The following is a 22,385-nucleotide window of genomic DNA, read 5'->3' as shown; positions in this document are numbered from 1 at the left end:
GTTCGCTACCCCATGAGCGCGGGGAAGAAGCCTTCATGCGCGTCGCGCAGCTTGTGTAGCGGCACGCCGACGAGATGGTCGCCGCCGGTCGTGCCGAGGCGGCGGGCGGTGACGCCGGCGGTCAGCGCGGCGGCCAGGATCGCGTCCGAATTGGCGGTGGTGACGACATAGCGGGCCTGGTCCTCGCCGAACGCGCGGACATGGTCGAGCTCGTCGACATGCGCGCCGATGCCGCCCGCCAGCGCCATTTCGGCGAGCGCGACCAGCAGGCCGCCGTCGGAAAGGTCGTGGACTGCGGTGACCTGGCCGCGCAGGATCAGCTCGCGGACGAAGTCGCCGTTGCGCTTCTCCAGTTCGAGGTCGACGGGCGGCGGCGGTCCATCCTCGCGGCCGGCGACGGTGCGCAGCCACAGCGACTGGCCGAGATGAGTGCCGTCCTCGCCGATCAGGACGATATGCTCGCCGGCCGCCTTGAAGGCGATCGTCGCCATGCTGTCGACGTCGGCCAGCAGGCCGATGCCGCCGATCGCCGGGGTCGGCAAGATCGCGCTGCCCGATCCGTCGTCGTTCTTGGTTTCGTTGTAGAGGCTGACATTGCCCGAGACGATCGGGAAGTCGAGCGCCTTGCAGGCCTTTGCCATCCCCTCGATCGCGCCGACGAACTGGCCCATGATCTCGGGCCGCTGCGGGTTGCCGAAGTTCATGCAGTCGGTGGTCGCCAAAGGCTTCGCGCCGACGGCGGTGATGTTGCGCCAGCATTCGGCGATCGCCTGCGCGCCGCCCTCGACCGGATCGGCGAAGACGTAGCGCGGCGTGCAATCGGTGCTGATCGCGATGCCCTTCTTCGTCCCATGTACCCGGACGACCGCGGCGTCGCCGCCCGGGCGCTGCACGGTGTCGGCGCCGACCATGTGGTCATATTGCTCCCAGATCCAGCGCCGGCTGGCGAGGTCGGGGGACGCCATCAGCGCCACCAGATTGTCGCCGATCGAGCCCTTGGCGGGGACCTTGCCCAGCGGCTCGCGCTTGGCGGTCGGGACCCATGGGCGATCGTAGAGCGGGGCTTCGTCGGCCAGCGGGCCGAGCGGGATGTCGCAAACCGTCTCGCCGTCGAAGCGCAGCACCATCCGGCCGGTGTCGGTGACCTTGCCGATCACCGCGAAGTCGAGTTCCCACTTGCGGAAGATCGCCTCGGCCTCGCCCTCGCGGCCGGGCTTGAGCACCATCAGCATCCGCTCCTGCGATTCCGACAGCATCATCTCATAGGGGGTCATGCCGGTCTCGCGGCAGGGCACGGCGTTCATGTCGAGCTCGATGCCGACCCCGCCCTTCGACGCCATCTCGACCGAGGATGAGGTCAGGCCGGCGGCACCCATGTCCTGGATCGCGACGATCGCGTCGGACGACATGAGCTCCAGGCAGGCCTCGATCAGCAGCTTCTCGGTAAAGGGATCGCCCACCTGCACGGTCGGGCGCTTCTCCTCCGAATCCTCCGAGAAGTCGGCCGACGCCATGGTTGCGCCATGGATGCCGTCACGGCCGGTCTTCGACCCGACATAGACGATCGAGTTGCCGACGCCCGAGGCGGCCGAATAGAAGATCTTGTTGGTTTCGGCGACACCCACCGTCATCGCGTTGACGAGGATGTTGCCGTCATAGGCACCGTGGAAATTGACCTCGCCGCCGACCGTCGGCACGCCGACGCAGTTGCCGTAGCCGCCGATGCCGTGGACCACGCCCGCGATCAGGTGCCGCATCTTGGGATGGTCGGGCCGGCCGAAGCGCAGCGCGTTCAGGTTGGCGACGGGGCGCGCGCCCATGGTGAAGACGTCGCGCAGGATGCCGCCGACGCCCGTCGCCGCGCCCTGATAGGGCTCGATATAGGACGGATGGTTGTGGCTCTCCATCTTGAAGATCGCGGCCTGGCCGTCGCCGATGTCGACGACGCCGGCGTTCTCGCCCGGGCCGCAGATGACCTGCGGGCCTGTGGTCGGCAGCTTCTTCAGGTGGATGCGGCTCGACTTGTAGCTGCAATGCTCGGACCACATCACCGAGAAGATACCCAGCTCGGTCAGGTTCGGAGCGCGGCCCAGAGCGTGCAGGATGCGCTCATATTCCTCGATGGACAGGCCGTGCTCGGCGACGATGGCGGGCGTGATCTCGGTGGTCTGGGTCATGCGCCGCCGATAGCGGGCGAATCGCCGCGCGCCTAGACCTTGATCGCTTCCTTCAACATCTCCAGCGCAATCCGTACACAGGCGATCCTCACGGGACCGCGACCGAGCGGCCCCAAATGGACCTCGCGGTGGACGATCGGACCGGCGCCGCCAACACGGCAAAAATGGAGCGTCACCGCCAGGACGAACTTACCGTGCGACGGACGGGCGAGCCGGCCGTCATCGCGGGGGCGCCAGGCTCCGCTCGCTCGCCTGCCAGCACCTCATGGGTCAGGGCGTCCACATCGGCGGCTAATGTCGCGGACAGTCTCGGTCATAGCCGACTACCGGGATATTTGTTCATGACGGTCCTGAAGCCGCACCGGCGCAGGCCGGTGCGGCCAAGACGATCAGGCGGTGACGAGGTTGACGGCGCTGGGTTTGGCGATGGGAAGTCCCGATGCTTCCGCCTGGGCGAGCAGCTCCTGCTTGCGCGCCAGCATCTGGTCGCGCATCGCGACCAGGTCGACGTCGGTTTCGCGGGCCTGGGCGAACATGCCCTCCTTCGGCATCTCCTCTTCCTTCACATGGTGCTTGATCTCCTCGGACAGCACCGTGACCTTCGCGTCGTAGAAGTCTGCATCGGGACCGCTGCTCTCCAGATCGTTGATCAGGACCTTGGCGCCGTCATGCTCGACATAGGCCTCGTCGAGCGTATCGTCCTCGATCTTGCCGCGCAGCGCCGGGTAGAAGATCTCCTCCTCGAGCATCGTGTGGATCTTCAACTCGGTGCAGATCTGATGGCAAAGCTTCTGCTTGGTGGATGCGCCGGTCGCTTTCTCGAATTGTTCGAACAGACCCTCGACTTTGCGATGGTCGGCCTTGAGCAGAGCGATCGCGTCGGTGAACTCGCCTTGAGCCATGTATACCTCCTGTTTGGGACGCTGCTGAACGCATGTCGCCGCGCGGAAGTGCCCCTTGAGAATGACTCTCAGCAGGGCGTTAACCTGGATTAATCGTCCGGATAAAAAACATGAACGTTCCCGCAATGAGAGGAACGGGCACGAGCAGCCGGGGTTGTTCGCGCATCATCAAACCGGAGGATGTCATGACCGACACCCAAGCCCGCGAACAGCGGGACGATGCCCCCTTGGCTACGTCCAAGCAGAACGATGCCGTCGATCGGGCCAGCGCAGCGCTGGCCGAGGCGAAGGGCGATACCCTGATCGGACGCACCGTCACGATCAACCGTCCGCGGGCGGAACTCTACGCCTATTGGCGCGACTTCGCCCGGCTGCCGAGTTTCATGGACAATGTCGAGCGGATCGACGTGATCGACGATCGGCGTTCGCATTGGGTGGTGAAAGCGCCTGCCGGCCGGACCGTCGAATGGGATGCCGTCATCACCGAGGAACGCGAAGGCGAGATGATCGCCTGGGTATCGGCCGAGGGCGCCGACGTGCCGAACAGCGGTCGCATCGACTTCCGGGATGCGCCCGGCGGCCGCGGCACCCAGGTCACCGCCACGATCGTCTATGATCCGCCGGCCGGCGTGGTCGGAAAGGTCATCGCCAAGATCTTCCAGCGCGAACCCGCCATCCAGGCGCGGCGCGACCTCCGCCGCTTCAAGCAGCTCATGGAGACCGGCGAGATCGCCACCGCGTCCCGCACGAGAAAGCAGCTGGAAGAGGAGAAGGCCTGATGCGCGCGCTCACCTGGCACGGCAAGCACGACGTTCGCGTCGAGACGGTCGACGATCCCGAAATCCTCAACCCGCGCGACGCGATCATCCGCATCACGTCGACTGCTATCTGCGGATCGGACCTCCATCTCTACGACGGCTACATCCCGACGATGAAGAAGGGTGACATCCTCGGCCACGAGTTCATGGGCGAGGTGGTCGAGACGGGGCCGAAATCGACCCTGAAGAAGGGGCAGCGCGTCGTCGTCCCCTTCACGATCGCCTGTGGTTCCTGCTTCCATTGCGGCAAGCATCAATATTCGGCCTGCGACAACGGCAACCCCGCCGACAACCAGGACATCGCGATGGAGCTGTACGGTCAGCCGATGGCCGGCCTGTTCGGCTACAGCCACATGACCGGCGGCTATGCCGGCGGACAGGCGGAATATGCCCGGATTCCCTTCTCCGACGTTGGCCCGATCGTCATTCCCGACGGGGTCGACGACGATAAGGTGCTGTTCCTCTCGGACATCCTGCCGACCGGCTGGATGGCGGCGGAGAATGCCCAGATCGAACCCGGCGACACGGTGGCGGTATGGGGCTGTGGGCCGGTCGGCCTGTTCGCGGTCCAGTCGGCCTTCCTGATGGGCGCGGAACGGGTCATAGCGATCGATCATTTCCCGCGCCGGCTGGAACTGGCGAAGGGCTTCGGCGCGGAGACGATCAACTTCGAAGAGAGCAAGACCTACGAGGCGCTGATGGAGATGACCGGCGGAATCGGGCCCGACGCGGTGATCGACGCGGTCGGCCTCGAGGCGCACGGTTTCTTCGTCGACAATGTGATCGACCAGATCAAGGCCTCCACTTTCCTCGGCACCGATCGCATCCACTCCATCCGCCAGGCGATCGTCGCCTGCCGCAAGGGTGGGCGCGTGTCGATGCCGGCGGTCTATGGCGGCATCGTCGACAAATTCCCGCTCGGCGCATTCATGGAGAAGGGGCTGACGCTCAAGACCGGGCAGACCCATGTCCAGCATTATATGCCCGGGCTGCTCAACGCGATCATGGAAGGCAAGATCGATACGACCTTCCTGATCAGTCACCGCCTCCCGCTCGAACAGGCGGCCGAAGGCTACAGGATGTTCCACGACGAACAGAACGAGGTGACCAAGGTCGTGCTGAAACCCGGCATGACGGCCACCCACTGAGAAAAGGAGAAACGCAGCCATGGCCGAGAAATTCGCCATCGTGACCGGCGCATCGTCCGGCATAGGTCTGGAACTGGCGCGCATAGCGGCGCGCGAGGGATATGACCTGTTGATCGTTGCCGACGAAACCTATGTCGCGGCCGCCGCCGATCAGTTGCGCCGAGAAGGCGCTACCGTCGAGGCGGTCGAGGCCGACCTGTCCACGCTGGAAGGGGTCGACAGGCTGCTCGGCGCAGCCGGCGCGCGAAAGGTCGACCTGCTGTGCGCCAATGCCGGCCACGGCCTGGGTCGCGACTTCCTGGGCCAGGAGGTCGCCGAATGGCGCCATGTGATCGACACGAACGTCACGGGGACGCTCTACCTGCTCCAGAAGGTCCTCGTCGCCATGGCCGCGCGGGACGACGGCAAGGTGCTGATCACCGGCTCGATCGCCGGCTACATGCCGGGCAGCTTCCAGGCCGTCTACAACGGCACCAAGGCCTTCATCGACAGTTTCGCGGACGCGCTCCGCAACGAGCTGAAGGAGAAGAAGGGGATCACCATCACGACCCTGATGCCCGGGCCGACCGAGACCGAGTTCTTCGAACGCGCCGACATGATGGACACCAAGGTGGGCACCCAGGAAAAGGACGACGCGGCCAAGGTCGCGCAGGACGGCTGGGACGCGCTGATGAAGGGCGAGGGCCATATCGTCTCGGGCTGGAAGAACAAGGTCCAGAAGACGATCGCGAGCGTCACCCCGGCCGCCACGCTGGCGGAGATGCACCGCAAGATGGCCGAGCCCGGCACCGCCGAACGCTGAGCAGGAGCTTTCGGTTCGCGGCCGCGTTGATGGCGGGCCGCTCAAGCGGCAGGACAGGGGACGCGGATGAAGACGGAGATAATAGGGCGAGCGGTCGGCGTGGCGAGCCTGGCTTTCGGTGTCACCGACCTGGTGCTGGGGCCGCGCTTCGGGCACGGCATCGGCGCCGGAGCGGACATGGGCGGCCGGCTGTTCCGGATCGTCGGCGCGCGCGAAGTGGCCACCGGCATCGCGGGCTTGATGAAGCCGGCGAATGCGACGCCCGTCAAATGGCGGCTGGCGGGGGACGCCTTCGACCTGGCGGCACTCGCCTATATCGCTGCGCCGGCCAATCCCCGCCGCAAGATGGCGTTCCTGGCGCTTGGCATCGTGGCGGGTGTGGCGCTGGCCGACTTTCTCGCCGCGCGGACGCTGGACAAGGAGAAGGTCGAGGAATGAGATTGGGGCCGGGCCCGCTTTCCGGCATCTGAGCTCGATCTCGATCGTCCCGCTATGTCTGGGAAGCGGCCGGTACCGGCGGTGACGACAAGGTGCCGGACCCACTGAGCCGGTCATCGATTGCCGCTCTGGCGGCCGCGTTGCTTAATCATGGAATAATCGCTCGCCCCATGCGTATCTCCGGGCATGAGTGGATGGACTCCCAATGATATCGAGCGCGAATTGCCGCGGTTGCGCGGCTATGCGCGAGCCCTGACGAGGGAGGCGGGAGCCGCCGACGATCTGGTCCAGGAGGCGCTGCTCCGCGCCTATGAACGGGCGTCGACCTATCGGCCCGACCGGTCGCTGCGGTCATGGCTGCTGTCGATCCTCCACAACCTGTTCATCGACCAGAAGCGGCGCGAGAGCAGTGAGCAGCGCCGCAATGCGAAGCTCAGCCAGCTCAGCGAAGGCCTGGTCGCCAGTGGCGGCCAGGAGCAGGCGGTGATCCTCCGCGAGGTCTCGGCCCGGTTCGAGGCGCTGCCCGAAGAGCATCGTGCGGTCATAAGCCTCATCAGTGTCCAGGGACTCAGCTATCACGAGGCCGCGACGGCCATCGGCGTGCCGGTCGGCACGATCATGTCGCGGCTGCACCGCGCGCGCGCCGCCCTGCGCGAACCCCAGGTCGCCGAAGCGGCCCGCCTGCATGTCGTTGGAGGCAAGGATGCATCCTGAACCCGTCACCGAAACCGAGATCCAGGCCTATCTGGATGGCGAGCTCGACCTTCGCCGCCGGCTCGAGGTGGAAAGCCACCTCGCTGCCGATGCGGCGGCAGCGCACGTCTTCATCGAGGATTTGAGGCTTCGCACGTCGCTGCGATTGATGGCCGCCGAACTCGACGATGCGCCACCGGAGATGCTGTCGGCCGCCGCCCGCCTGTCGAACCGGCTGAGCGAGGGCCCGGTGCGGAGTTTCCGCAACCTTTGGGGCGGCCGCGTCACGCAGGGGCTCGCGGCGGCGGCGCTGATCATGATCGTCGTGCTGCCCGGCCGCGACGTGAAGGCCAGCCCGCCCGCCTATGTCGGAGACGCCGTCGCGGCCTATCGCACCGGCCTGCTACGCGAGACGATGGTTTCGCAGATCGAGGCCCCGCGCTTCGATGCGGGCGAGGTCCAGCGCAGCACCCGGATTCGCGTGCCCCGCCTGCCTGCCAAATGGGTCGTGACCGACGCCCAGATCTTCCCATCGAAGGAAGGCCCGGCGCTGCAGCTGATGATCCGCACGCCCAACGCGAAGAAACTGTCGATCTTCGCCGTGCGCGCGCCGAGCGATGCCCCCGTCGAGCCGACCGCGGTCCGGCACGAGGGCGCTTCCGTCGCCTATTGGCGCGAGGGCGAGATGTCCTATGCGATCACCGGGCCGGAGGAGCCAGAGACCATGGACACAATGGCCGAGAATATTGCCGAAGATGCGATCTGATCGGGGCACGGCCGCACGATGAACGGATTTCTCGAGCCGGGAGACCCGGCGCCCTGGTTCGTCGCGCCGACGCTCGACAAGCCCCAGTTCCATTTCAGCAGCGTCGGCGGCCGCCATGTCATGCTGCTGTTCGTGGCCAGCGCGGGAAGCGCCCAGGCCCAGGCCGCGCTGGCCACGCTCATGGCCCACCGCAAGCTGTTCGACGACAGAAGGGCCTGTTTCTTCGGCGTGACGAACGACCCCGAGGATGTGGGCCAGCAGCGCATAGCGCATCTGATGCCGGGTATCCGCTGGTTCCTCGACCCCGATCAGTCGATCGCCCGGCGGTTCCGGGCCGTGGGGCCTGCCGGGCTGACCCAGCCGCACTGGCTGGTCTGCGATCCGATGCTGCGGGTGATCGGCCGTGCCGCCATCGACGCCGGCGAGAAGCTGTTCGGTTTCCTCCGGGCACGCCTCGGCCGCCCCGAGCCCGACGTGCCCGCCCCCGTCCTGCAGATTCCGAACATATTCGAGCCGGCCTTCTGTCGCCGCCTGATCGACCTCTACGAGGAGAATGGCGGCCGGCCGTCGGGGTTCATGCGCGAGGTCGACGGCAAGACGGTCGGCGTGATGGATGCCGCCGTGAAGCGGCGGAACGACTATCACATCGATGGCGACGATATCCTTCGCGAGCAGATCCGGGCGAGGCTCACCCGCTTCCTGCTGCCGCAGATCGAACGCGCCTTCCAGTTCCGGGCGACCCGCCTCGAACGCTATGTGGTGGCCTGCTATGACGGCAGCGAAGGCGGCTTCTTCCGGCCGCACCGCGACAACACGACGGCGGGCACCGCCCATCGGCGTTTCGCCTGCACGATCAACCTCAACGCGGACGACTATGAGGGCGGCGACCTGGTCTTTCCCGAGTTCGGAAGCCGCCGCTACCGCGCCCCGACGGGCGGCGCCGTGGTTTTCTCCTGCTCGTTGCTGCACGAGGCCACGCCGGTCACCCGCGGCAGGCGCTATGCCTGCCTGCCCTTCCTGTATGACGACGCCGCAGCTCGCCAGCGCGAGGCGATCTCACGGTCGGGCAAGGTGAGCGCCGAGCTGGCGAACTATCGGGCCGACGCGTAGCTTCGTTCCGGCCAAGCTGGGATCGTTCCCCGGGATCCTCACGTTGCCCGGGGAGAAGCCGCCTCAGCCCGGGCAATAGGCGCCCGAATCCGCCCAGGCCTTGAACAGCGTCCCGAACGCGGCCTGGGTGCCGGGGGCCGGCGTGCGCTTGCCGCCCGGATGCCAGCTCCAGCCGACGAGCTCGTCCTCGGCCATGTGGTGGACGAGTTCAGCCATCGATTTGCCGCCGTTGCGCTGCTTGTCCTTGATCTGCGTGCAGATCGCGCCGAGCGACTTGCCCTGCCAGGCCATCTCCTCGGGTGCCAGTTGCCACTTCGGATTGCCCGGTACGCCCGCCGGCTCGAAATTCTTTTCATGGTGGCAGGTCATGCAGCGCATTCCGGTCGCCCCCATGCCGCCGTCGCCGCGCACGACCAGCGGCATGTGCGGACGCATGGCATCGGTCTGGCTCGGACGCTCGCCGGCCGGGTGGCAGTTCAGACAGCGGGGATGCTGGATCACCTTGCCGACCTCGGCAAACAGCGCAAGCGAGCGGGCCTTGCGATCCTTGATGCCGGCGAAGTCCGACAGCGGACGCAGGCTGGTCGCCATCGGTGGCGCGGCGATCTCCTTATCCGCGGCGATCCCCGCCCCGGCGACGGCGAGCGCGGCGAGGGCCGCGACGACGGCGAGCCGGGCGATCATGCGCGCACCATCGGCAGTCGGGCCGGACGCTGGCGGCCGAGCGCGGCCAGCGCGTTGGCGACGGCGGGAGCCAGCGGTGGAACCCCCGGTTCGCCGATCCCGGTCGGCGCTTCGGCCGACTGCACCACGACCACTTCGACCTCGGGCATCTCGTTGATCCTCAGCGAGCGATAATCGTTGAAATTGGAGACGGTCGGCCGACCCTCCGCCAGCGGCACCTCGGCGTAAAGGGCATGACCCAGCGCATAGCCGATGCCGCCCTCGAGCTGGGCGCGGATGATGTCGGGATTGACGGCCACGCCGCAGTCCACCCCGGCCCACACCTTGTGGACGCGGGGCGCGCCATCGTCGCCGATCGAAACCTCGGCAATCTGCGCGACGAAGCTGTTGAAGCTCTCGACCACGGCGACGCCACGCGCCCGGCCGTTCCCGACCTGCGGGCCTTTCCACTGCGCCAGTTCGGCGACGGCTTTCAACGCTCCGGCGGCGCGCGGATTTTTGCCCATCATCGCCAGTCGCCCGGCCACCGGGTCCTGCCCCGCTGCGACCAGCAGCTGGTCGACAAAGCATTCGACCGCATAGCCGGTGTGGGTGTGGCCGACCGATCGCCACCACAAGGTCGGCACCGGCGACTTCGCGACATGGGCGTCGCAGCGGAAATCGGCGATCTCGTAGAGCAGCTCGCTGGCGCCCTCGCTCATGATCGAGTCGACACCGTTCTTCACGGCGAAGGCCTCGAACGGCGAACCGATCATGAAGGACTGACCCATCATCGTGTTCGACCAGGCGGCGATCCTGCCGTCCTTCACCGCGCCGCGGAAGCGGTGGACGAACAGCGGACGGTAATAACCGCCATGGATGTCGTCTTCGCGCGTCCACACCAGCTTGACCGGCGTGCCGACCGGCATCGCCTTGGCGACCTCGGCCAGTTCGGTCGCGAGATGGCCGGTGGTCTGGGCGCGGCGGCCGAAGCTGCCGCCCGCCAGCAGCGTCTCTATCTCGACCTTGTCCATCGGGATGCCGAAGACCTTGGCGATGGCACCCTGGTCGATCGTCTGGCCCTGCGATCCGAAGCGGGCCCGGGCGGTGGTGCCGTCCCAGATCATGAAGCCGTCGAGCGGTTCCATCGGCGCATGGGCGAGATAGGGAAAGACATATTCCGCCTCGATCACCTCGCCGCCGGCGGCCAGCGCCTTGGCCACGTCGCCGCTCTCGCGGTGGACGAGGCCGGGCTTGCGCGTCTGTTCGAGATAGGCGGAGATCATCTCCTCGGTGCCGCGCATCTCGGCCCTGCTGTCGTCCCACTCGACCTTCAGCGCCTTGCGGCCCTTGATCGCCGGCCACATGCCACGCGCATAGACCGCGACCCCGCTCGACACCTGCCGGACCGCGACGACGCCCTTGACCTTCAGCGCCTCGGCGGCGTCGAAGCTCCTGACGGCGCCGCCGAAACGCGGGCTGCGCGCGACCAGCACCGTCAGCATGTCCGGCGCGGTCATGTCGATGGTGAACTTGGCGCGCCCGGTCGACTTGTCGGCGCTGTCGACCCGCATCCCGGACCGGTCCTTGCCGATCAGGGTGAAGGCTGACGGTTGCTTGAGCGTCACCTGTTTGGGCGTCGGCAGCTTGGCAGCGGCGGCGGCGAATGCGCCGAACCCCGAGGAACGGCCGCTCGGCGCGTGGCTGATGATGCCCTTGGCGACGGTGATGTCGGCGGCCGGTACCTTCCACTTGGCGGCGGCCGCCTGGACCAGCATCGCCCGGGCCATGGCACCGGCGCGGCGCATCTGATCAAAACTGTTGGCGATCGCCGAGGAGCCCCCGGTCAGCTGCGCGCCGAGCATTGTATTGGCATAGAGCGCCGCGTTGGCCGGTGCGCTCTCTGCGCGCACCTGTGCCCAGTCGGCATCCAGTTCCTCGGCCGCAAGCGTCGCGAGGCCGGTATAAGGACCCTGGCCGAACTCGATATGCTTGACGATCACCGTGACGCTGTCGTCGGTACCGATGCGGATGAAGGCGTTGGGATCGACCGGCGGCGGCCCCTTGGCCTGCGCCCGCGCCTTGCCGGTTCCGACGGGCAGGCACATGCCGATGACCAGGGCGCCGGCGGCCTTCAGCGCGTCGCGGCGGGAGAAGCGGGTGTCGTGCGCGCCCATGGTCAGGCCACCGCCAGCGTCTTTGCCGCGTCGTGGATCGCGGCGCGGATGCGAATATAGGTGGCACAGCGGCAGAGATTGCCGTTCATGGCGAGGTCGATGTCCCTGTCGCTGGGCTTGGGGTTCTCGCGGAGCAGCGCGACCGCGCTCATCACCTGGCCCGACTGGCAATAGCCGCATTGGGGTACGTCATGGGCGACCCAGGCGGCCTGCACCGCCTTGGCCTCGGGTCCCTCGACCGCCTCGATCGTGGTGATCTCGCCCGTCACGCCGGAGATGGGCATCGCGCAGGACCGCAGCGGCTGGCCATCCATATGCACGGTGCAGGCGCCGCACATAGCGACGCCGCAGCCGAACTTCGTACCGGTGAGGCCGAGATCGTCGCGGATGACCCAGAGCAGGGGAGTGTCCTCATCGACATCGACGCTGCGATCGGTGCCGTTGACTTTGATAGCGAAGGCCATGGCGTTGGACCTAAAATGTTACGATGGGTAACATCATAGCGTGTTTAGTCGCCATGTCACCAAAAAGGCGGCTATATATGACGATTTACAGCGCTTTATCCAGATCGATGGAACCAGTGTTGTCGGCTATCGTCTCACAGATATGACCGCTCAGTGGATCGAAGCATCACCCAAGGGGATCCATGTCCGTCCTGCCGATGCCTGGATCGACCCCTCGCTACCGGTCGATCGCGCGCTGATTACCCATGGCCATGCCGATCATGCGCGCGGCGGCCACGGCATGAGCTGGGCCACCCCCGAAACGCTGGCAATCATGGCGCTGCGCTACGGAACCAGCGAGGGCACGCCGGTCGCCTATGGCGAGACCGTCCGTCTCGGCGGCGTCGACATCAGCTATGTGCCGGCAGGCCATGTGCTGGGCTCGGCGCAGATATTGCTGGAACATGCCGGGGAACGGGTCGTGGTGACCGGCGACTACAAACGCCGCGACGACCCGACCTGCGCACCGTTCGAGGTCGTCCCCTGCGACATCTTCATCACCGAGGCGACCTTCGGCCTGCCGGTGTTCCGCCACCCCGACATCGGCCAGGAGATGGACCGCCTGCTCGGCGCGCTCCACGCCGCACCCGAGCGCTGCGTGCTGGTCGGCGCCTATGCGCTCGGCAAGGCACAGCGGGTGATCGCCGAACTGCGCGCGCACGGCCATCGCGATCCGATCTACGTCCACGGCGCGCTCGAACGGATGTGCGACCTCTATCGCGACTTCGGGGTCGAGCTGGGCGAGCTCCATTCCGCTACCGCCGCCTCGGCCGAGCAGTTGCGCGGCAGGATCGTCGTCGCCCCGCCCTCGGCCCTCAACGACCGCTGGTCGCGGCGGCTGCCCGACCCGATCACCGCGATGGCCTCGGGCTGGATGCGCGTGCGCCAGCGGGCGCGCCAGAAGAATGTGGAGCTGCCGCTCGTCATCTCCGATCATGCCGACTGGGACGAGCTGACCGCGACCATCCGTGAAGTGGCCCCATCCGAGATCTGGGTGACGCATGGCCGCGAGGAGGCGCTGGTCCATTGGTGCGCGATGCACCAGATGCAGGCCCGAGCCCTCGCCCTGGTCGGCTATGAGGACGAGGACGAGGGATGATCGCGAACCATGATCATCCTCTTCCCCGTCCAGGAAGGGGAAGATTTAGCTGATGCGCGCTTTCTCCCAGCTCCTCGACGGCCTGGTCTATACCCGCTCGCGCAACGCCAAGCTGGCGCTGATCGCCGACTATATGCGCGAGGCGCCCGATCCCGACCGGGGCTGGGCGCTCGCCGCGCTGACCGGCGACCTCAGCCTGCCCGCGGTCAAGGGCGCCGCGATCCACGCCATCGTCGACGAGCGGGTCGATCCGATCCTGTTCCGGATGAGCCGCGATTATGTCGGCGACCTGGCCGAGACGGTCGCGCTGATCTGGCCCAAGCGGATCGACCAGCCCGCCGAGATCGACGACGGCTCGCTCAGCCTCGCGGCGGTGATCGACCGGCTGATGCGGCTCGGCCGTGTCGAGGCGCCCGCGGCACTCGGCGAGATGCTCGACCATCTCGATGCGAGCGGCCGCTTCGCGCTGCTCAAGCTGGCCACCGGCGGATTGCGCGTGGGGATCTCGGCGCGGCTCGCCAAGACCGGCTTCGCCCAGGCCTTCGGGCTCGACGTCGATGCGGTCGAGGAGGTGTGGCACGCGCTCAGCCCGCCCTATGCCGAACTCTTCGCCTGGGGCGCGGGCGGCGAGCGTCCCGACCCCCGCGGTACGCCGTTCTTTCGGCCCTTCATGCTCGCGCACCCGCTCGAGGACGGCACCGTCGACCTCGCCGACTATGCCGCCGAATGGAAATGGGACGGCATCCGCGTCCAGATCGTCGGCACGGGCGGCGAGGTCCGGCTCTACAGCCGAGCGGGCGACGACATCACCGCGACCTTCCCCGACATCGCCCGCGCCGCGGAGGGAATCGACGCGGTGCTCGACGGCGAGATGCTGGTGCGGGGCGAGGCGCAGGGCGCGGCCGAGCATGGCGGCTCGGCGGCGTCGTTCAACGCGCTCCAGCAGCGCCTCGGCCGCAAGAACGTTTCGACGAAGATGCTGGCCGACTATCCGGCGTTCGTCCGCCTCTACGACCTGCTGATCGACGGCGACGAGGATCTGCGCGAGCAGCCCTGGACCGCGCGCCGCGCCCGGCTCGAGGCCTTTGCGGCACGGCTCGACGCCGATCGGTTCGACGTATCGGCGGTGATCGTGGCGCGCGACTTCGATGACCTCGCCGAAACCCGCGCCGGCGCCCGCGACGCGGCGGTCGAGGGGGTGATGCTCAAGCGCCGCGACAGTCCCTATATCGCGGGGCGGCGCACCGGCCTCTGGTACAAGTGGAAGCGCGATCCGCTGAGCGTCGACTGCGTGATGATGTATGCGCAGCGTGGCCATGGGAAGCGGTCGAGCTTCTATTCGGACTACACCTTCGGCTGCTGGTCCGCGGAAGGCGAATTGCTGCCGGTCGCCAAGGCCTATTCGGGTTTCACCGACGAGGAGCTGAAATGGCTCGACAGCTTCGTACGCAACCACACGCTGAACCGCTTCGGCCCGGTCCGCGAGGTCGAGAAGACGCTGGTGGTCGAACTGGCGTTCGACAGCATCCATGAGAGCAAGCGCCACAAGTCGGGCGTCGCGATGCGCTTCCCGAGGATCGCCCGCATCCGCAGGGACAAGCCGCCCGGGGAGGCCGACACGATCGAGAATCTGAGAAAACTCATCGTTTGACGAGCGGCACCGGAGCGCCAAGCGATTGCGATCGGCCTGTCCCGTCTCCGTCATCGGTCGCGCGTTCTGCGGCGTCATCGCCACGGCATAAGAGAAGAGCGCGCGGATACTGGTCTTTCAGGCGCAAGGTCTGCCTTGTTCGTCCCCCGGCCTGCCCCTACATCGAAGGCAATGGTCGCCTGTCCCATCCTGGCTCCGCGAAGTCGCGAATGAAGAACGCGCAATCCATCTTCCGCTTCCTGATCGAGGCGGAAGGTCGCGGCGAGAGAACCGCCCTCGTCACCATCACCGGGGTGATCGGCCGCTCCTCGCGTGCGCCCGGCACGCATATGGCGGTCAGCGAGACCGGCGCGTTCCATGGCTGGCTTTCGGGCGGATGCGTCGAGGCGGCCGTCGTCGGCGAAGCGATTCGCATCGTCGGCGCTGGCAAGGCGGAATTGCTGCGCTTCGGCGAAGGATCGCCGTTCATCGACATCCGGCTGCCGTGCGGAGGTGGTCTCGACCTGCTGATCGTGCCGCGGCCCGCGCCGGCCGTCGTCCGCGCGGCCGAGCAGCGATTGCGCATGCGTGCGCAGGCGACGCTGGCGATCGGCCTCGACGGCGGAATGGCGCTCGACCCGCACGACCGCGAGACGAGCGGCTGGCAGGAGGATATCTTCTTCGCGGCGCATCGGCCCGACCTGCGCGTGTTCGTGGTCGGTCATGGGGCAGAGGTCGGTGCGCTGGCGCGGATCGCCGCCGCCTATGGCGCCGATGTCCAGGTGCTCACTCCCGAACGCGACATCGTCGACTCGATGGCTGCGCAGGGCATCGCGGCACATTGGCTGAAGACGCCGGCCGCCAGCCCGCACCTGGCCGCCGATCGCGATAGCGCCATCGTCCTGCTGTTCCACGACCATGACTGGGAGGCGGAACTGCTGCTCCAGGCGATCGGCCAGGATGCTTTCTTCGTCGGCGCCATGGGCAGCCGCGCCACGCATGCGGCGCGCCTCGACGCGTTGCGCGCGCGGGGTGTGGAAGAGGCCGTCCTGCGGCGCATCCGGGGGCCGGTCGGGCTGATCCCGGCGACCCGCGATCCCGATACGCTGGCGCTCTCGGTGCTGGGCCAGGTCGTCGCGCTGCGCGAAGCCGGCGGGCAGGCGCTGCGCGATGTGGTCGCTGCGGCTGCCAACGTCGCCTGATCGCCAGTTACGCGTGACGGAACGCCGCTATTTGGCGGGCCATTTCGGCTGGCCGCTGCGGCAGGGGAAGTCCATGCTGAAGCAGGCGCCGCCGTCCACCGTCGCGTAGCTCGCCGTGCCGCCATGCGCCTGGGCGATGGCGAGGACGACCGCGAGGCCGAGGCCGCTGCCCTTCAGCGGGCCCTCATGGTCCATGTAGCGGCGGAACGGCTCGAAGGCGTAAGGCGCAAAATCGGGGGTCAGGCCGGGACCGCGATCGGCGATGTCGATGCGGACCCGGTCATGTTCCAGTGTCAGCCGGATGCGCACCGTGGCGGGATGGGCGTGGCGCTTCACATTTTCCAGCAATGCCATGATCGCCTGGCGGATACGGGCCGGATCGACATCGCATCGGCAGGGCGCCAGATCGGCCTCGACCGTGAAGCCGGCCGCCTCCAGCCCCGGCTGCATCAGGCGGACCACCGCCTCCACCTCCTCGGACAGGTCGAGCGGCTGCAGGCGGACGTCGAGCCGCCCGCCCTCGAACAGGCTGACGGTGCGCAGATCCTCGATCAGCCGGGTCAGCGCCTCGACCTGCGCCACCAGCGACCGCAGCAATGGCGGGTCGGGCTGGAACACCCCGTCGGCCAATCCCTGCAGCCGGCCGCTCAATATGGTGACGGGGGTCCGCAGCTCATGCGCGATCGAGGCGTTCCACCGGGTCACTGCCTGCGACGCGCGTTCCAGCCGGTCGGCCATCAGGTTGAAGTCGTCGACGAGCATCGCCGCTTCGGACAGCGATCGATCGCCCGCCTCGGCGCGGACGTCGAGATCGCCGTCGGCGATGCGGCGCGCGCTGCGGGCGACCGAGACCAGCGGTGCCACGATCCGTCGCGCCAGCCGCAGGGCGGCGATCACCGTGATGCCCGCCGCCGCCAGGCACAGCGCCAGGATCACCATCCACTCGATCCGCGACGGCATCCAGTGCTCGGTCATCGGCAGCAGGTGCGGCGCCATGCGGATGACGACGCCGTAGAAGGCGTAGAGCCCGGTGATCGTCAGCAGCACCGATGCGATCGTCGCCACCACCATCGACAGGACGATCTGCCGCCCGAGGCCGCCGACGCCGGGCATCAGCCCCCGCATCAACCGACGTCCGCCAGGCGGAAACCGACGCCGCGGACATTGTTGACGAAGCCGGGTGCGCCGGCTTCCTCCAGCTTGCGGCGCAGCTTGCTGAGATGGGTGTCGACGGTGCGTTCCAGCGCCTCGCCGCCGGGCAGGCAGGCATCGAGCAGTTCCCCGCGCGAAAAGGCGCGCTTCGGTGCCCGCGCCATGTGCGCGAGGATGCGGAACTCGGTAAGGGTCAGGGGCAGGGCGATCCGGTCGGGCCCTTCCGCGGAGACGGCGCTGGCGAGATGGCTGTCGAGGTCGACCTCGATCGGACCCACCCGCAGGACGGTGCCGCGGCCACCGCTCGCCCGGCGCAGCACCGCACGCGCGCGCGCCGCCACCTCGACCGCGTTGAACGGCTTCACCACATAGTCGTCGGCGCCGATGCGCAGCGCCTGCAGCTTGTCGATGTCCTGGTCGAGCGCGGTCAGCATGATCACCGGCGTGTCGCCGCGCCGCCGCAGTTCGGCCAGCACCTCCCAGCCGTCGAGCCGGGGCATCTGCACGTCGAGCATGACGAGATCGGGCTTGAGCGCGAGATGGAGGTCGAGCGCGGTGCGGCCGTCGGCCGCGCGGACGGTGCGGAATCCCTCCCGCTCGAGATAGGCGGCGATCACCTCGGCGATCTCGGGCTCATCCTCGGCCACCAATATCAGCGCGTTGGTCAAAAAGCTTTCCTCTCCTGCCGACCATCTGGTAGCGCAACCCCGGCCCCGAAGGCCATGTGTCTCCACAGTTTCTCCACATAATGCGCACGATGGTTCGACGCGACCGGTGCAAAGGCCCACCTGCGAGATAGCTGGATCCGGTTCGATGAAGATGTTCGATGTCAGGCGCCGTGCGGCGCCGTTGCTTTGCGCCGCTGCGATGCTGGCCCTGTCCGCCTGCGGCGAAAAGCCCCAGGGACCGCCGCCGCCGCCGGAGGTGTCGGTGGTGAAGGTCGTGCCGTCGGCCGTCGCGATCGCCGACGAGCTGCCGGGCCGCGTCGTGGCGTTCCGCGTCGCCGAGATTCGTCCCCAGGTGAGCGGGATCGTCCAGCGCCGCCTGTTCGAGCAGGGCAGCGAGGTCCGCGAGGGCCAGCCATTGTTCCAGATCGATCCCGCCCCGTTTCGTGCCGACGCCGGCAGCGCGGCGGCGACCGTCCGTCGCGCCGAGGCCACGCTATCGCGCGCGAAGCTGCAGGAGCAAAGGCTCGCCCCGCTGGTGAAGAGCGACGCGATCAGCGGCCAGGCCTATGACGATGCCGTCGCCGCCCGCCAGCAGGCGGCGGCCGACCTCGCCCAGACTCGCGCCGACCTCGAACGGCGCCGGGTCGACCTCGGCTTCGCGACGATCCGTTCGCCGATCACCGGCCGGATCGACCAGGCCGTGCTGACCGAAGGCGCGCTCGCCAACGCCGGCGACGCCAATCCGCTGGCGACGGTGCAGCAGATCGACCGTGTCTATGTCGACGTCCGCCAGCCGGCCGCGCGCCTCGATGCGCTGCGGGAGGCGGCGCGCGCCGGCGCCGCCAACCAGGGTGCGCCGGTCGAGATCGTCTCCAGCACCGGCAGCGTCTATCCGGTGAAGGGCCGGCTGCTCTTTTCGGGGATCAGCGTCGATCCCGGCACCGGCGAGGTGGTCGCGCGGGTCGAGGTGCCGAACCGGGGCCGGCTGCTGCTGCCGGGCATGTTCGTCCGCGCCCGGCTGCCGCGCCTCGCCATGCCCGACGCGATCCTGGTGCCGCTGCAGGCCGTCGCGCATGGCGCCAGCGGCGAGACGACGGTCAAGATCGTCGATCGCCGGAACAAGGCGCAGGTCCGCAAGGTCGTGACCGGTGACGAGAAGGACGGCCGGATCGTCATCCGGGACGGGCTGAAGGCCGGCGATACGGTGATCGTCGAGGGACAGGATCGCGTCCAGCCCGATGCCGCGGTCAAGCCGATGCCCTGGCACAACCCGGCGGCGCGCTGAGGCCCGACGATCATGCCACATTTCTTCATCGACCGGCCGGTCTTCGCCTGGGTGATCGCGATCGCGATCGTCCTGATGGGTCTGATCGCGATTCCGCAGTTGCCGATCGAGCGCTATCCGACGATCGCCCCGCCCAGCATCACCATTACGACCACCTATCCGGGCGCTACGCCGCAGACGATGAACGACAGCGTCGTCGGGCTGATCGAGCGCGAGCTGTCGAGCGTGAAGAACCTGCTCTATTTCGAGAGCTCGACCGACACATCGGGCACCTCCCAGGTCACCGCGACCTTCAAGCCCGGCACCAACCCCGAACTGGCGCAGGTCGACGTCCAGAACCGGCTGAAGACCGCCGAGCCGCGCCTGCCACAGGTGGTGCGGCAAACCGGCGTGATGGTCGAGGCTGCCTCGTCGAGCTTTCTGACCCTGATCGCCATCCAATCCAACGATCCCAAGGTCGATCCCGGGGTGCTGGGCGACTATGCCGCACGCAACGTGGCGGAGGAACTGAAGCGCGTGGCCGGGGTCGGCCGCGTCCAGCTGTTCACCTCCGAGCGCGCGATGCGGGTATGGGTCGATCCGGCCAAGCTGCTGTCCTACAGCCTGACGATGGGCGACGTGAACAGGGCGATCGCCGAGCAGAACGTCCAGATCGCGCCGGGTGCGATCGGTTCGGAACCCACGGTCGGCGCGCGGCGGGTGACGATCCCGCTGACCGTCGACGGCCAGCTCCAGACGGTCGAGCAATTCCAGCAGGTCGTGCTGCGTGCCAATAGCGACGGATCGACCGTGCTGCTCGGCGATGTCGCGCGGATCGAGCTCGCCTCGCAGAATTTCGCCAGCGGCGCCCGTTCGAACGGCAAACCGACCGCCATCCTCGCTGTCCAGCTGTCGCCGGGCGCCAATGCGGTCTCGACGTCCCAGGGCGTGATCGACCGGATGGACGAACTGTCGAAGTCGATGCCGCCGGGCCTCTCCTACATGGTGCCGTTCGACACCGCGCCCTTCGTGAGGATTTCGATCGAGAAGGTGGTGGAGACGCTGATCGAGGCAATGGTCCTTGTCTTCCTCGTCATGTTCCTCTTCCTGCAGAAGTTTCGCTACACGCTGATCCCGGCGATCGTCGCCCCGATCGCGCTGCTCGGTACCCTGTCGGTGATGCTGATCGCCGGCTTCTCGGTGAACGTCTTGACGATGTTCGGCATGGTGCTGGCGATCGGCATCATCGTCGACGACGCGATCGTCGTCGTAGAAAATGTCGAACGGCTGATGGCGGAGGAGGGACTGTCCCCCCGCGACGCCACCCGCAAGGCGATGCGCGAGATCACCGGCGCGATCATCGGCATCACCCTGGTGTTGACCGCGGTGTTCATTCCGATGGCCTTCTCCAGCGGATCGGTCGGGGCGATCTATCGCCAGTTCACCATCTCGATGGCGGTATCGATCCTGTTTTCGGCCTTCCTGGCGCTGTCGCTGACGCCGGCGCTATGCGCGACGCTGCTCAAGCCGGTGCGGGACCATGCAGACAAGAAGGGCTTCTTCGGCTGGTTCGATCGCAAGTTCGAGGGGCTGACCGAAGGCTATCGGGGTTGGGTGGCGCGCCTGCTCAAGCGGACGGGGCGGATGATGGCGGCCTTCGCGGTGGTCCTGGTCCTGCTCGGGGTCGGTTTCCTGAATCTTCCGTCGGCCTTCCTGCCGGAAGAAGACCAGGGCTTCTACATCACCTCGTTCCAGATGCCGGCCGACGCGACCATCTCGCGCACCAGCGAGGCGATCGCCGTGCTGGAACGCAACAACAAGGATCGGCCGGGCATCCGCCACACGACGGCAGTGCTGGGGTTCAGCTTCTCGGGCTCGGGCCCCAACGCCGCCCTCGTCTTCACCGTCCTCAAGGACTGGAAGGACCGGGGCGACGCCACCGCCCAGAGCGAGCTGGCCTCGGCCCAGCAGGCGACCGGCGCGATCCGCGAGGGCATGGTGATGAGCGTCCTGCCGCCATCGATCGAAGGGCTGGGCAACTCGTCGGGCTTTTCGCTGCGCCTGCAGGACCGCGGGGGCAGGGGCCAGCAGGCGCTCATGGCGGCGCAGGGCCAGCTCCTCGGTCTCGCCGCGCAGAGCAAGGTGCTGCAGGGCGTCTATCCCGAGGGCCTGCCGCCCGGCAGCAGCGTCAAGCTGGAGATCGACCGCCGCAAGGCGCAGACGCTCGGCGTGGCCTTCTCGGACATCGCCTCGACCCTGAGCGGGGCGATCGGGTCCACCTACATCAACGATTTCCCGAACCGGGGGCGGCTCCAGCAGGTGATCGTGCAGGCCGACGCGCCGTCGCGCATGAAGCTCGACGACGTTCTCAACCTCTACGTCCGCAACAGCGCCGGCCAGCCGGTCCGGCTGGGCGAGCTTATCAACCCGCGCTGGGAGGTCACGCCGCTCCAGCTCGTCCGCTACAACGGCTATCCGGCGATGCGCATCTCCGGCGCGGCAGCGCCCGGCTATTCGAGCGGTGCGGCGATGAAGGAGATGGAACGGCTCGCCGCGCAGCTGCCGTCCGGCTTCTCGGTCGAATGGACCGGCCAGTCGCTGCAGGAGCGGCAGGCGGGAGACGAGGCCCTCGTGCTGCTCGCGCTGTCGATGTTCGTCGTCTTCCTGGTGCTCGCGGCGCTCTACGAAAGCTGGGCGATCCCGCTGTCGGTGATCCTCGTCGTGCCGCTCGGCCTGCTCGGCGCGCTCGCGGCGGTGATGGTCGCGGGCCTGTCGAACGACGTGTTCTTCAAGGTCGGTCTCATCACGATCATCGGCCTCAGCGCCAAGAACGCGATCCTGATCGTCGAGTTCGCCAGGGCTGCGCGCGACGAGGGCATGTCGACGATCGAGGCGACGATCCACGCCGCGCGGCTGCGCCTGCGCCCGATCATCATGACCAGCCTCGCCTTCACCCTCGGCGTCGTGCCGCTGATGCTGGCGACAGGCGCGAGCAAGGAGACCCAGCGCGCGATCGGCACCGGTGTATTCGGCGGCATGATCAGCGCGACCGTGCTGGCGATCTTCTTCGTGCCGGTGTTCTTCGTCGTGGTGATGGGTCTGGTCGAGCGCTTCCGCAGGCGCAAGCCGCGGGATCCGGCCATCGAACCGGCACCGGCGATGGAGAAGTGAGC

General features: G+C 67.7%; 19 protein-coding genes. 12 read left to right on the top strand and 7 right to left on the bottom strand.

What is annotated here, in order from left to right:
- Positions 1-5: 5 nt before the first annotated feature.
- Both purL and ASE22_RS08365 read right to left on the bottom strand, forming a co-directional pair.
- Entirely contained in the window at positions 6-2,177 is a 2,172-nt protein-coding gene (gene purL / locus ASE22_RS08370; RefSeq protein ID WP_056357403.1) for a phosphoribosylformylglycinamidine synthase subunit PurL, read from the bottom strand.
- A 389-nt stretch (positions 2,178-2,566) separates the two neighbouring features.
- The gene (locus ASE22_RS08365; RefSeq protein ID WP_056357400.1) at positions 2,567-3,079 is read right to left on the bottom strand and encodes a hemerythrin domain-containing protein; all 513 of its coding nucleotides are present in this window, start codon (positions 3,077-3,079) and stop codon (positions 2,567-2,569) included.
- Between the two features lie 185 nt (positions 3,080-3,264).
- On the opposite strand from ASE22_RS08365, the gene ASE22_RS08360 reads away from it, so the two are divergent.
- The 7 genes from ASE22_RS08360 to ASE22_RS08330 all read left to right on the top strand — a co-directional run bounded on the left by ASE22_RS08360 (position 3,265) and on the right by ASE22_RS08330 (position 8,854).
- Positions 3,265-3,858: an SRPBCC family protein gene (locus ASE22_RS08360; RefSeq protein ID WP_056357396.1), complete on the top strand. Its 594-nt coding sequence runs from the start codon at positions 3,265-3,267 to the stop codon at positions 3,856-3,858.
- Positions 3,858-5,045, top strand: a complete 1,188-nt coding sequence (locus ASE22_RS08355) for a zinc-dependent alcohol dehydrogenase (RefSeq protein ID WP_056357394.1) — start codon at positions 3,858-3,860, stop codon at positions 5,043-5,045. Before ASE22_RS08360 ends, ASE22_RS08355 begins: the two co-directional genes overlap by 1 nt.
- Before the next feature lie 19 nt (positions 5,046-5,064).
- Positions 5,065-5,847, top strand: coding sequence for an SDR family NAD(P)-dependent oxidoreductase (locus tag ASE22_RS08350; protein WP_056357391.1), 783 nt, complete (start codon positions 5,065-5,067; stop codon positions 5,845-5,847).
- 66 nt (positions 5,848-5,913) lie between these two features.
- Complete coding sequence (locus ASE22_RS08345; protein WP_056357388.1) at positions 5,914-6,285, top strand: hypothetical protein; 372 nt, start codon at positions 5,914-5,916, stop codon at positions 6,283-6,285.
- A gap of 186 nt (positions 6,286-6,471) precedes the next feature.
- Positions 6,472-6,999 carry a sigma-70 family RNA polymerase sigma factor gene (locus ASE22_RS08340; protein WP_056357387.1) on the top strand — a complete coding sequence of 176 codons (528 nt, stop codon included), beginning with the start codon at positions 6,472-6,474 and terminating at the stop codon, positions 6,997-6,999.
- Positions 6,989-7,744 (top strand): anti-sigma factor family protein, encoded by a 756-nt coding sequence (locus ASE22_RS08335; protein ID WP_056357384.1) that lies wholly within the window; start codon positions 6,989-6,991, stop codon positions 7,742-7,744. Before ASE22_RS08340 ends, ASE22_RS08335 begins: the two co-directional genes overlap by 11 nt.
- Before the next feature lie 18 nt (positions 7,745-7,762).
- Complete coding sequence (locus tag ASE22_RS08330; protein WP_056357383.1) at positions 7,763-8,854, top strand: 2OG-Fe(II) oxygenase; 1,092 nt, start codon at positions 7,763-7,765, stop codon at positions 8,852-8,854.
- 63 nt (positions 8,855-8,917) lie between these two features.
- Here ASE22_RS08330 and ASE22_RS08325 read toward each other — a convergent pair whose 3' ends face one another.
- Genes ASE22_RS08325 through ASE22_RS08315 form a run of 3 tightly spaced genes read right to left on the bottom strand, consistent with a single transcriptional unit; the run spans position 8,918 to position 12,158 of the window.
- Entirely contained in the window at positions 8,918-9,538 is a 621-nt protein-coding gene (locus tag ASE22_RS08325; RefSeq protein WP_056357380.1) for a hypothetical protein, read from the bottom strand.
- On the bottom strand, positions 9,535-11,694 hold the full coding sequence (locus tag ASE22_RS08320) for a xanthine dehydrogenase family protein molybdopterin-binding subunit (RefSeq protein WP_156397505.1): 2,160 nt from the start codon (positions 11,692-11,694) through the stop codon (positions 9,535-9,537). The genes ASE22_RS08325 and ASE22_RS08320 overlap by 4 nt, the downstream gene beginning before the upstream one ends.
- A 2-nt stretch (positions 11,695-11,696) precedes the next feature.
- Positions 11,697-12,158, bottom strand: a complete 462-nt coding sequence (locus tag ASE22_RS08315) for a (2Fe-2S)-binding protein (protein ID WP_056357377.1) — start codon at positions 12,156-12,158, stop codon at positions 11,697-11,699.
- A 142-nt stretch (positions 12,159-12,300) separates the two neighbouring features.
- Between ASE22_RS08315 and ASE22_RS08310 the strand changes: the two genes are divergently transcribed.
- From ASE22_RS08310 to ASE22_RS08300, 3 genes are all read left to right on the top strand, one after another.
- Positions 12,301-13,296, top strand: a complete 996-nt coding sequence (locus ASE22_RS08310) for a ligase-associated DNA damage response exonuclease (RefSeq protein WP_056357374.1) — start codon at positions 12,301-12,303, stop codon at positions 13,294-13,296.
- A gap of 52 nt (positions 13,297-13,348) precedes the next feature.
- Positions 13,349-14,947: a cisplatin damage response ATP-dependent DNA ligase gene (locus ASE22_RS08305; RefSeq protein WP_056357371.1), complete on the top strand. Its 1,599-nt coding sequence runs from the start codon at positions 13,349-13,351 to the stop codon at positions 14,945-14,947.
- A gap of 209 nt (positions 14,948-15,156) precedes the next feature.
- Complete coding sequence (locus ASE22_RS08300) at positions 15,157-16,128, top strand: XdhC family protein (protein ID WP_056357370.1); 972 nt, start codon at positions 15,157-15,159, stop codon at positions 16,126-16,128.
- A gap of 27 nt (positions 16,129-16,155) precedes the next feature.
- Here ASE22_RS08300 and ASE22_RS08295 read toward each other — a convergent pair whose 3' ends face one another.
- Together ASE22_RS08295 and ASE22_RS08290 are read right to left on the bottom strand one after the other, a co-directional pair.
- A complete protein-coding gene (locus ASE22_RS08295) occupies positions 16,156-17,253 on the bottom strand; it encodes an ATP-binding protein (protein WP_235536241.1) in 1,098 nt (365 codons plus the stop codon).
- Positions 17,253-17,948 carry a response regulator transcription factor gene (locus tag ASE22_RS08290; protein ID WP_056357367.1) on the bottom strand — a complete coding sequence of 232 codons (696 nt, stop codon included), beginning with the start codon at positions 17,946-17,948 and terminating at the stop codon, positions 17,253-17,255. Before ASE22_RS08290 ends, ASE22_RS08295 begins: the two co-directional genes overlap by 1 nt.
- 145 nt (positions 17,949-18,093) lie before the next feature.
- Here ASE22_RS08290 and ASE22_RS08285 point away from each other — a divergent pair, with 145 nt between their 5' ends.
- Entirely contained in the window at positions 18,094-19,233 is a 1,140-nt protein-coding gene (locus tag ASE22_RS08285) for an efflux RND transporter periplasmic adaptor subunit (protein WP_056357364.1), read from the top strand.
- Positions 19,234-19,245: 12 nt separating this feature from the next.
- A complete protein-coding gene (locus tag ASE22_RS08280) occupies positions 19,246-22,383 on the top strand; it encodes an efflux RND transporter permease subunit (protein WP_056357360.1) in 3,138 nt (1,045 codons plus the stop codon).
- The last annotated feature ends 2 nt before the right edge of the window (positions 22,384-22,385 follow it).

The sequence above is a fragment of the Sphingomonas sp. Root720 genome (assembly GCF_001428605.1).
GTDB lineage: Bacteria > Pseudomonadota > Alphaproteobacteria > Sphingomonadales > Sphingomonadaceae > Rhizorhabdus.
Note: the sequence above shows the minus strand (reverse complement) of the source record. Positions and strands in the feature narration are given on the sequence as shown.

What these genes read in the sequence shown, in the direction of transcription:
- purL (WP_056357403.1), bottom strand. Translation starts at nt 2,177, where the DNA reads ATGACCCAGACCACCGAGATCACGCCCGCCATCGTCGCCGAGCACGGC.
- ASE22_RS08365 (WP_056357400.1), bottom strand. Translation starts at nt 3,079, where the DNA reads ATGGCTCAAGGCGAGTTCACCGACGCGATCGCTCTGCTCAAGGCCGAC.
- ASE22_RS08360 (WP_056357396.1), top strand. Translation starts at nt 3,265, where the DNA reads ATGACCGACACCCAAGCCCGCGAACAGCGGGACGATGCCCCCTTGGCT.
- ASE22_RS08355 (WP_056357394.1), top strand. Translation starts at nt 3,858, where the DNA reads ATGCGCGCGCTCACCTGGCACGGCAAGCACGACGTTCGCGTCGAGACG.
- ASE22_RS08350 (WP_056357391.1), top strand. Translation starts at nt 5,065, where the DNA reads ATGGCCGAGAAATTCGCCATCGTGACCGGCGCATCGTCCGGCATAGGT.
- ASE22_RS08345 (WP_056357388.1), top strand. Translation starts at nt 5,914, where the DNA reads ATGAAGACGGAGATAATAGGGCGAGCGGTCGGCGTGGCGAGCCTGGCT.
- ASE22_RS08340 (WP_056357387.1), top strand. Translation starts at nt 6,472, where the DNA reads ATGAGTGGATGGACTCCCAATGATATCGAGCGCGAATTGCCGCGGTTG.
- ASE22_RS08335 (WP_056357384.1), top strand. Translation starts at nt 6,989, where the DNA reads ATGCATCCTGAACCCGTCACCGAAACCGAGATCCAGGCCTATCTGGAT.
- ASE22_RS08330 (WP_056357383.1), top strand. Translation starts at nt 7,763, where the DNA reads ATGAACGGATTTCTCGAGCCGGGAGACCCGGCGCCCTGGTTCGTCGCG.
- ASE22_RS08325 (WP_056357380.1), bottom strand. Translation starts at nt 9,538, where the DNA reads ATGATCGCCCGGCTCGCCGTCGTCGCGGCCCTCGCCGCGCTCGCCGTC.
- ASE22_RS08320 (WP_156397505.1), bottom strand. Translation starts at nt 11,694, where the DNA reads ATGGGCGCGCACGACACCCGCTTCTCCCGCCGCGACGCGCTGAAGGCC.
- ASE22_RS08315 (WP_056357377.1), bottom strand. Translation starts at nt 12,158, where the DNA reads ATGGCCTTCGCTATCAAAGTCAACGGCACCGATCGCAGCGTCGATGTC.
- ASE22_RS08310 (WP_056357374.1), top strand. Translation starts at nt 12,301, where the DNA reads ATGACCGCTCAGTGGATCGAAGCATCACCCAAGGGGATCCATGTCCGT.
- ASE22_RS08305 (WP_056357371.1), top strand. Translation starts at nt 13,349, where the DNA reads ATGCGCGCTTTCTCCCAGCTCCTCGACGGCCTGGTCTATACCCGCTCG.
- ASE22_RS08300 (WP_056357370.1), top strand. Translation starts at nt 15,157, where the DNA reads ATGAAGAACGCGCAATCCATCTTCCGCTTCCTGATCGAGGCGGAAGGT.
- ASE22_RS08295 (WP_235536241.1), bottom strand. Translation starts at nt 17,253, where the DNA reads ATGCGGGGGCTGATGCCCGGCGTCGGCGGCCTCGGGCGGCAGATCGTC.
- ASE22_RS08285 (WP_056357364.1), top strand. Translation starts at nt 18,094, where the DNA reads ATGAAGATGTTCGATGTCAGGCGCCGTGCGGCGCCGTTGCTTTGCGCC.
- ASE22_RS08280 (WP_056357360.1), top strand. Translation starts at nt 19,246, where the DNA reads ATGCCACATTTCTTCATCGACCGGCCGGTCTTCGCCTGGGTGATCGCG.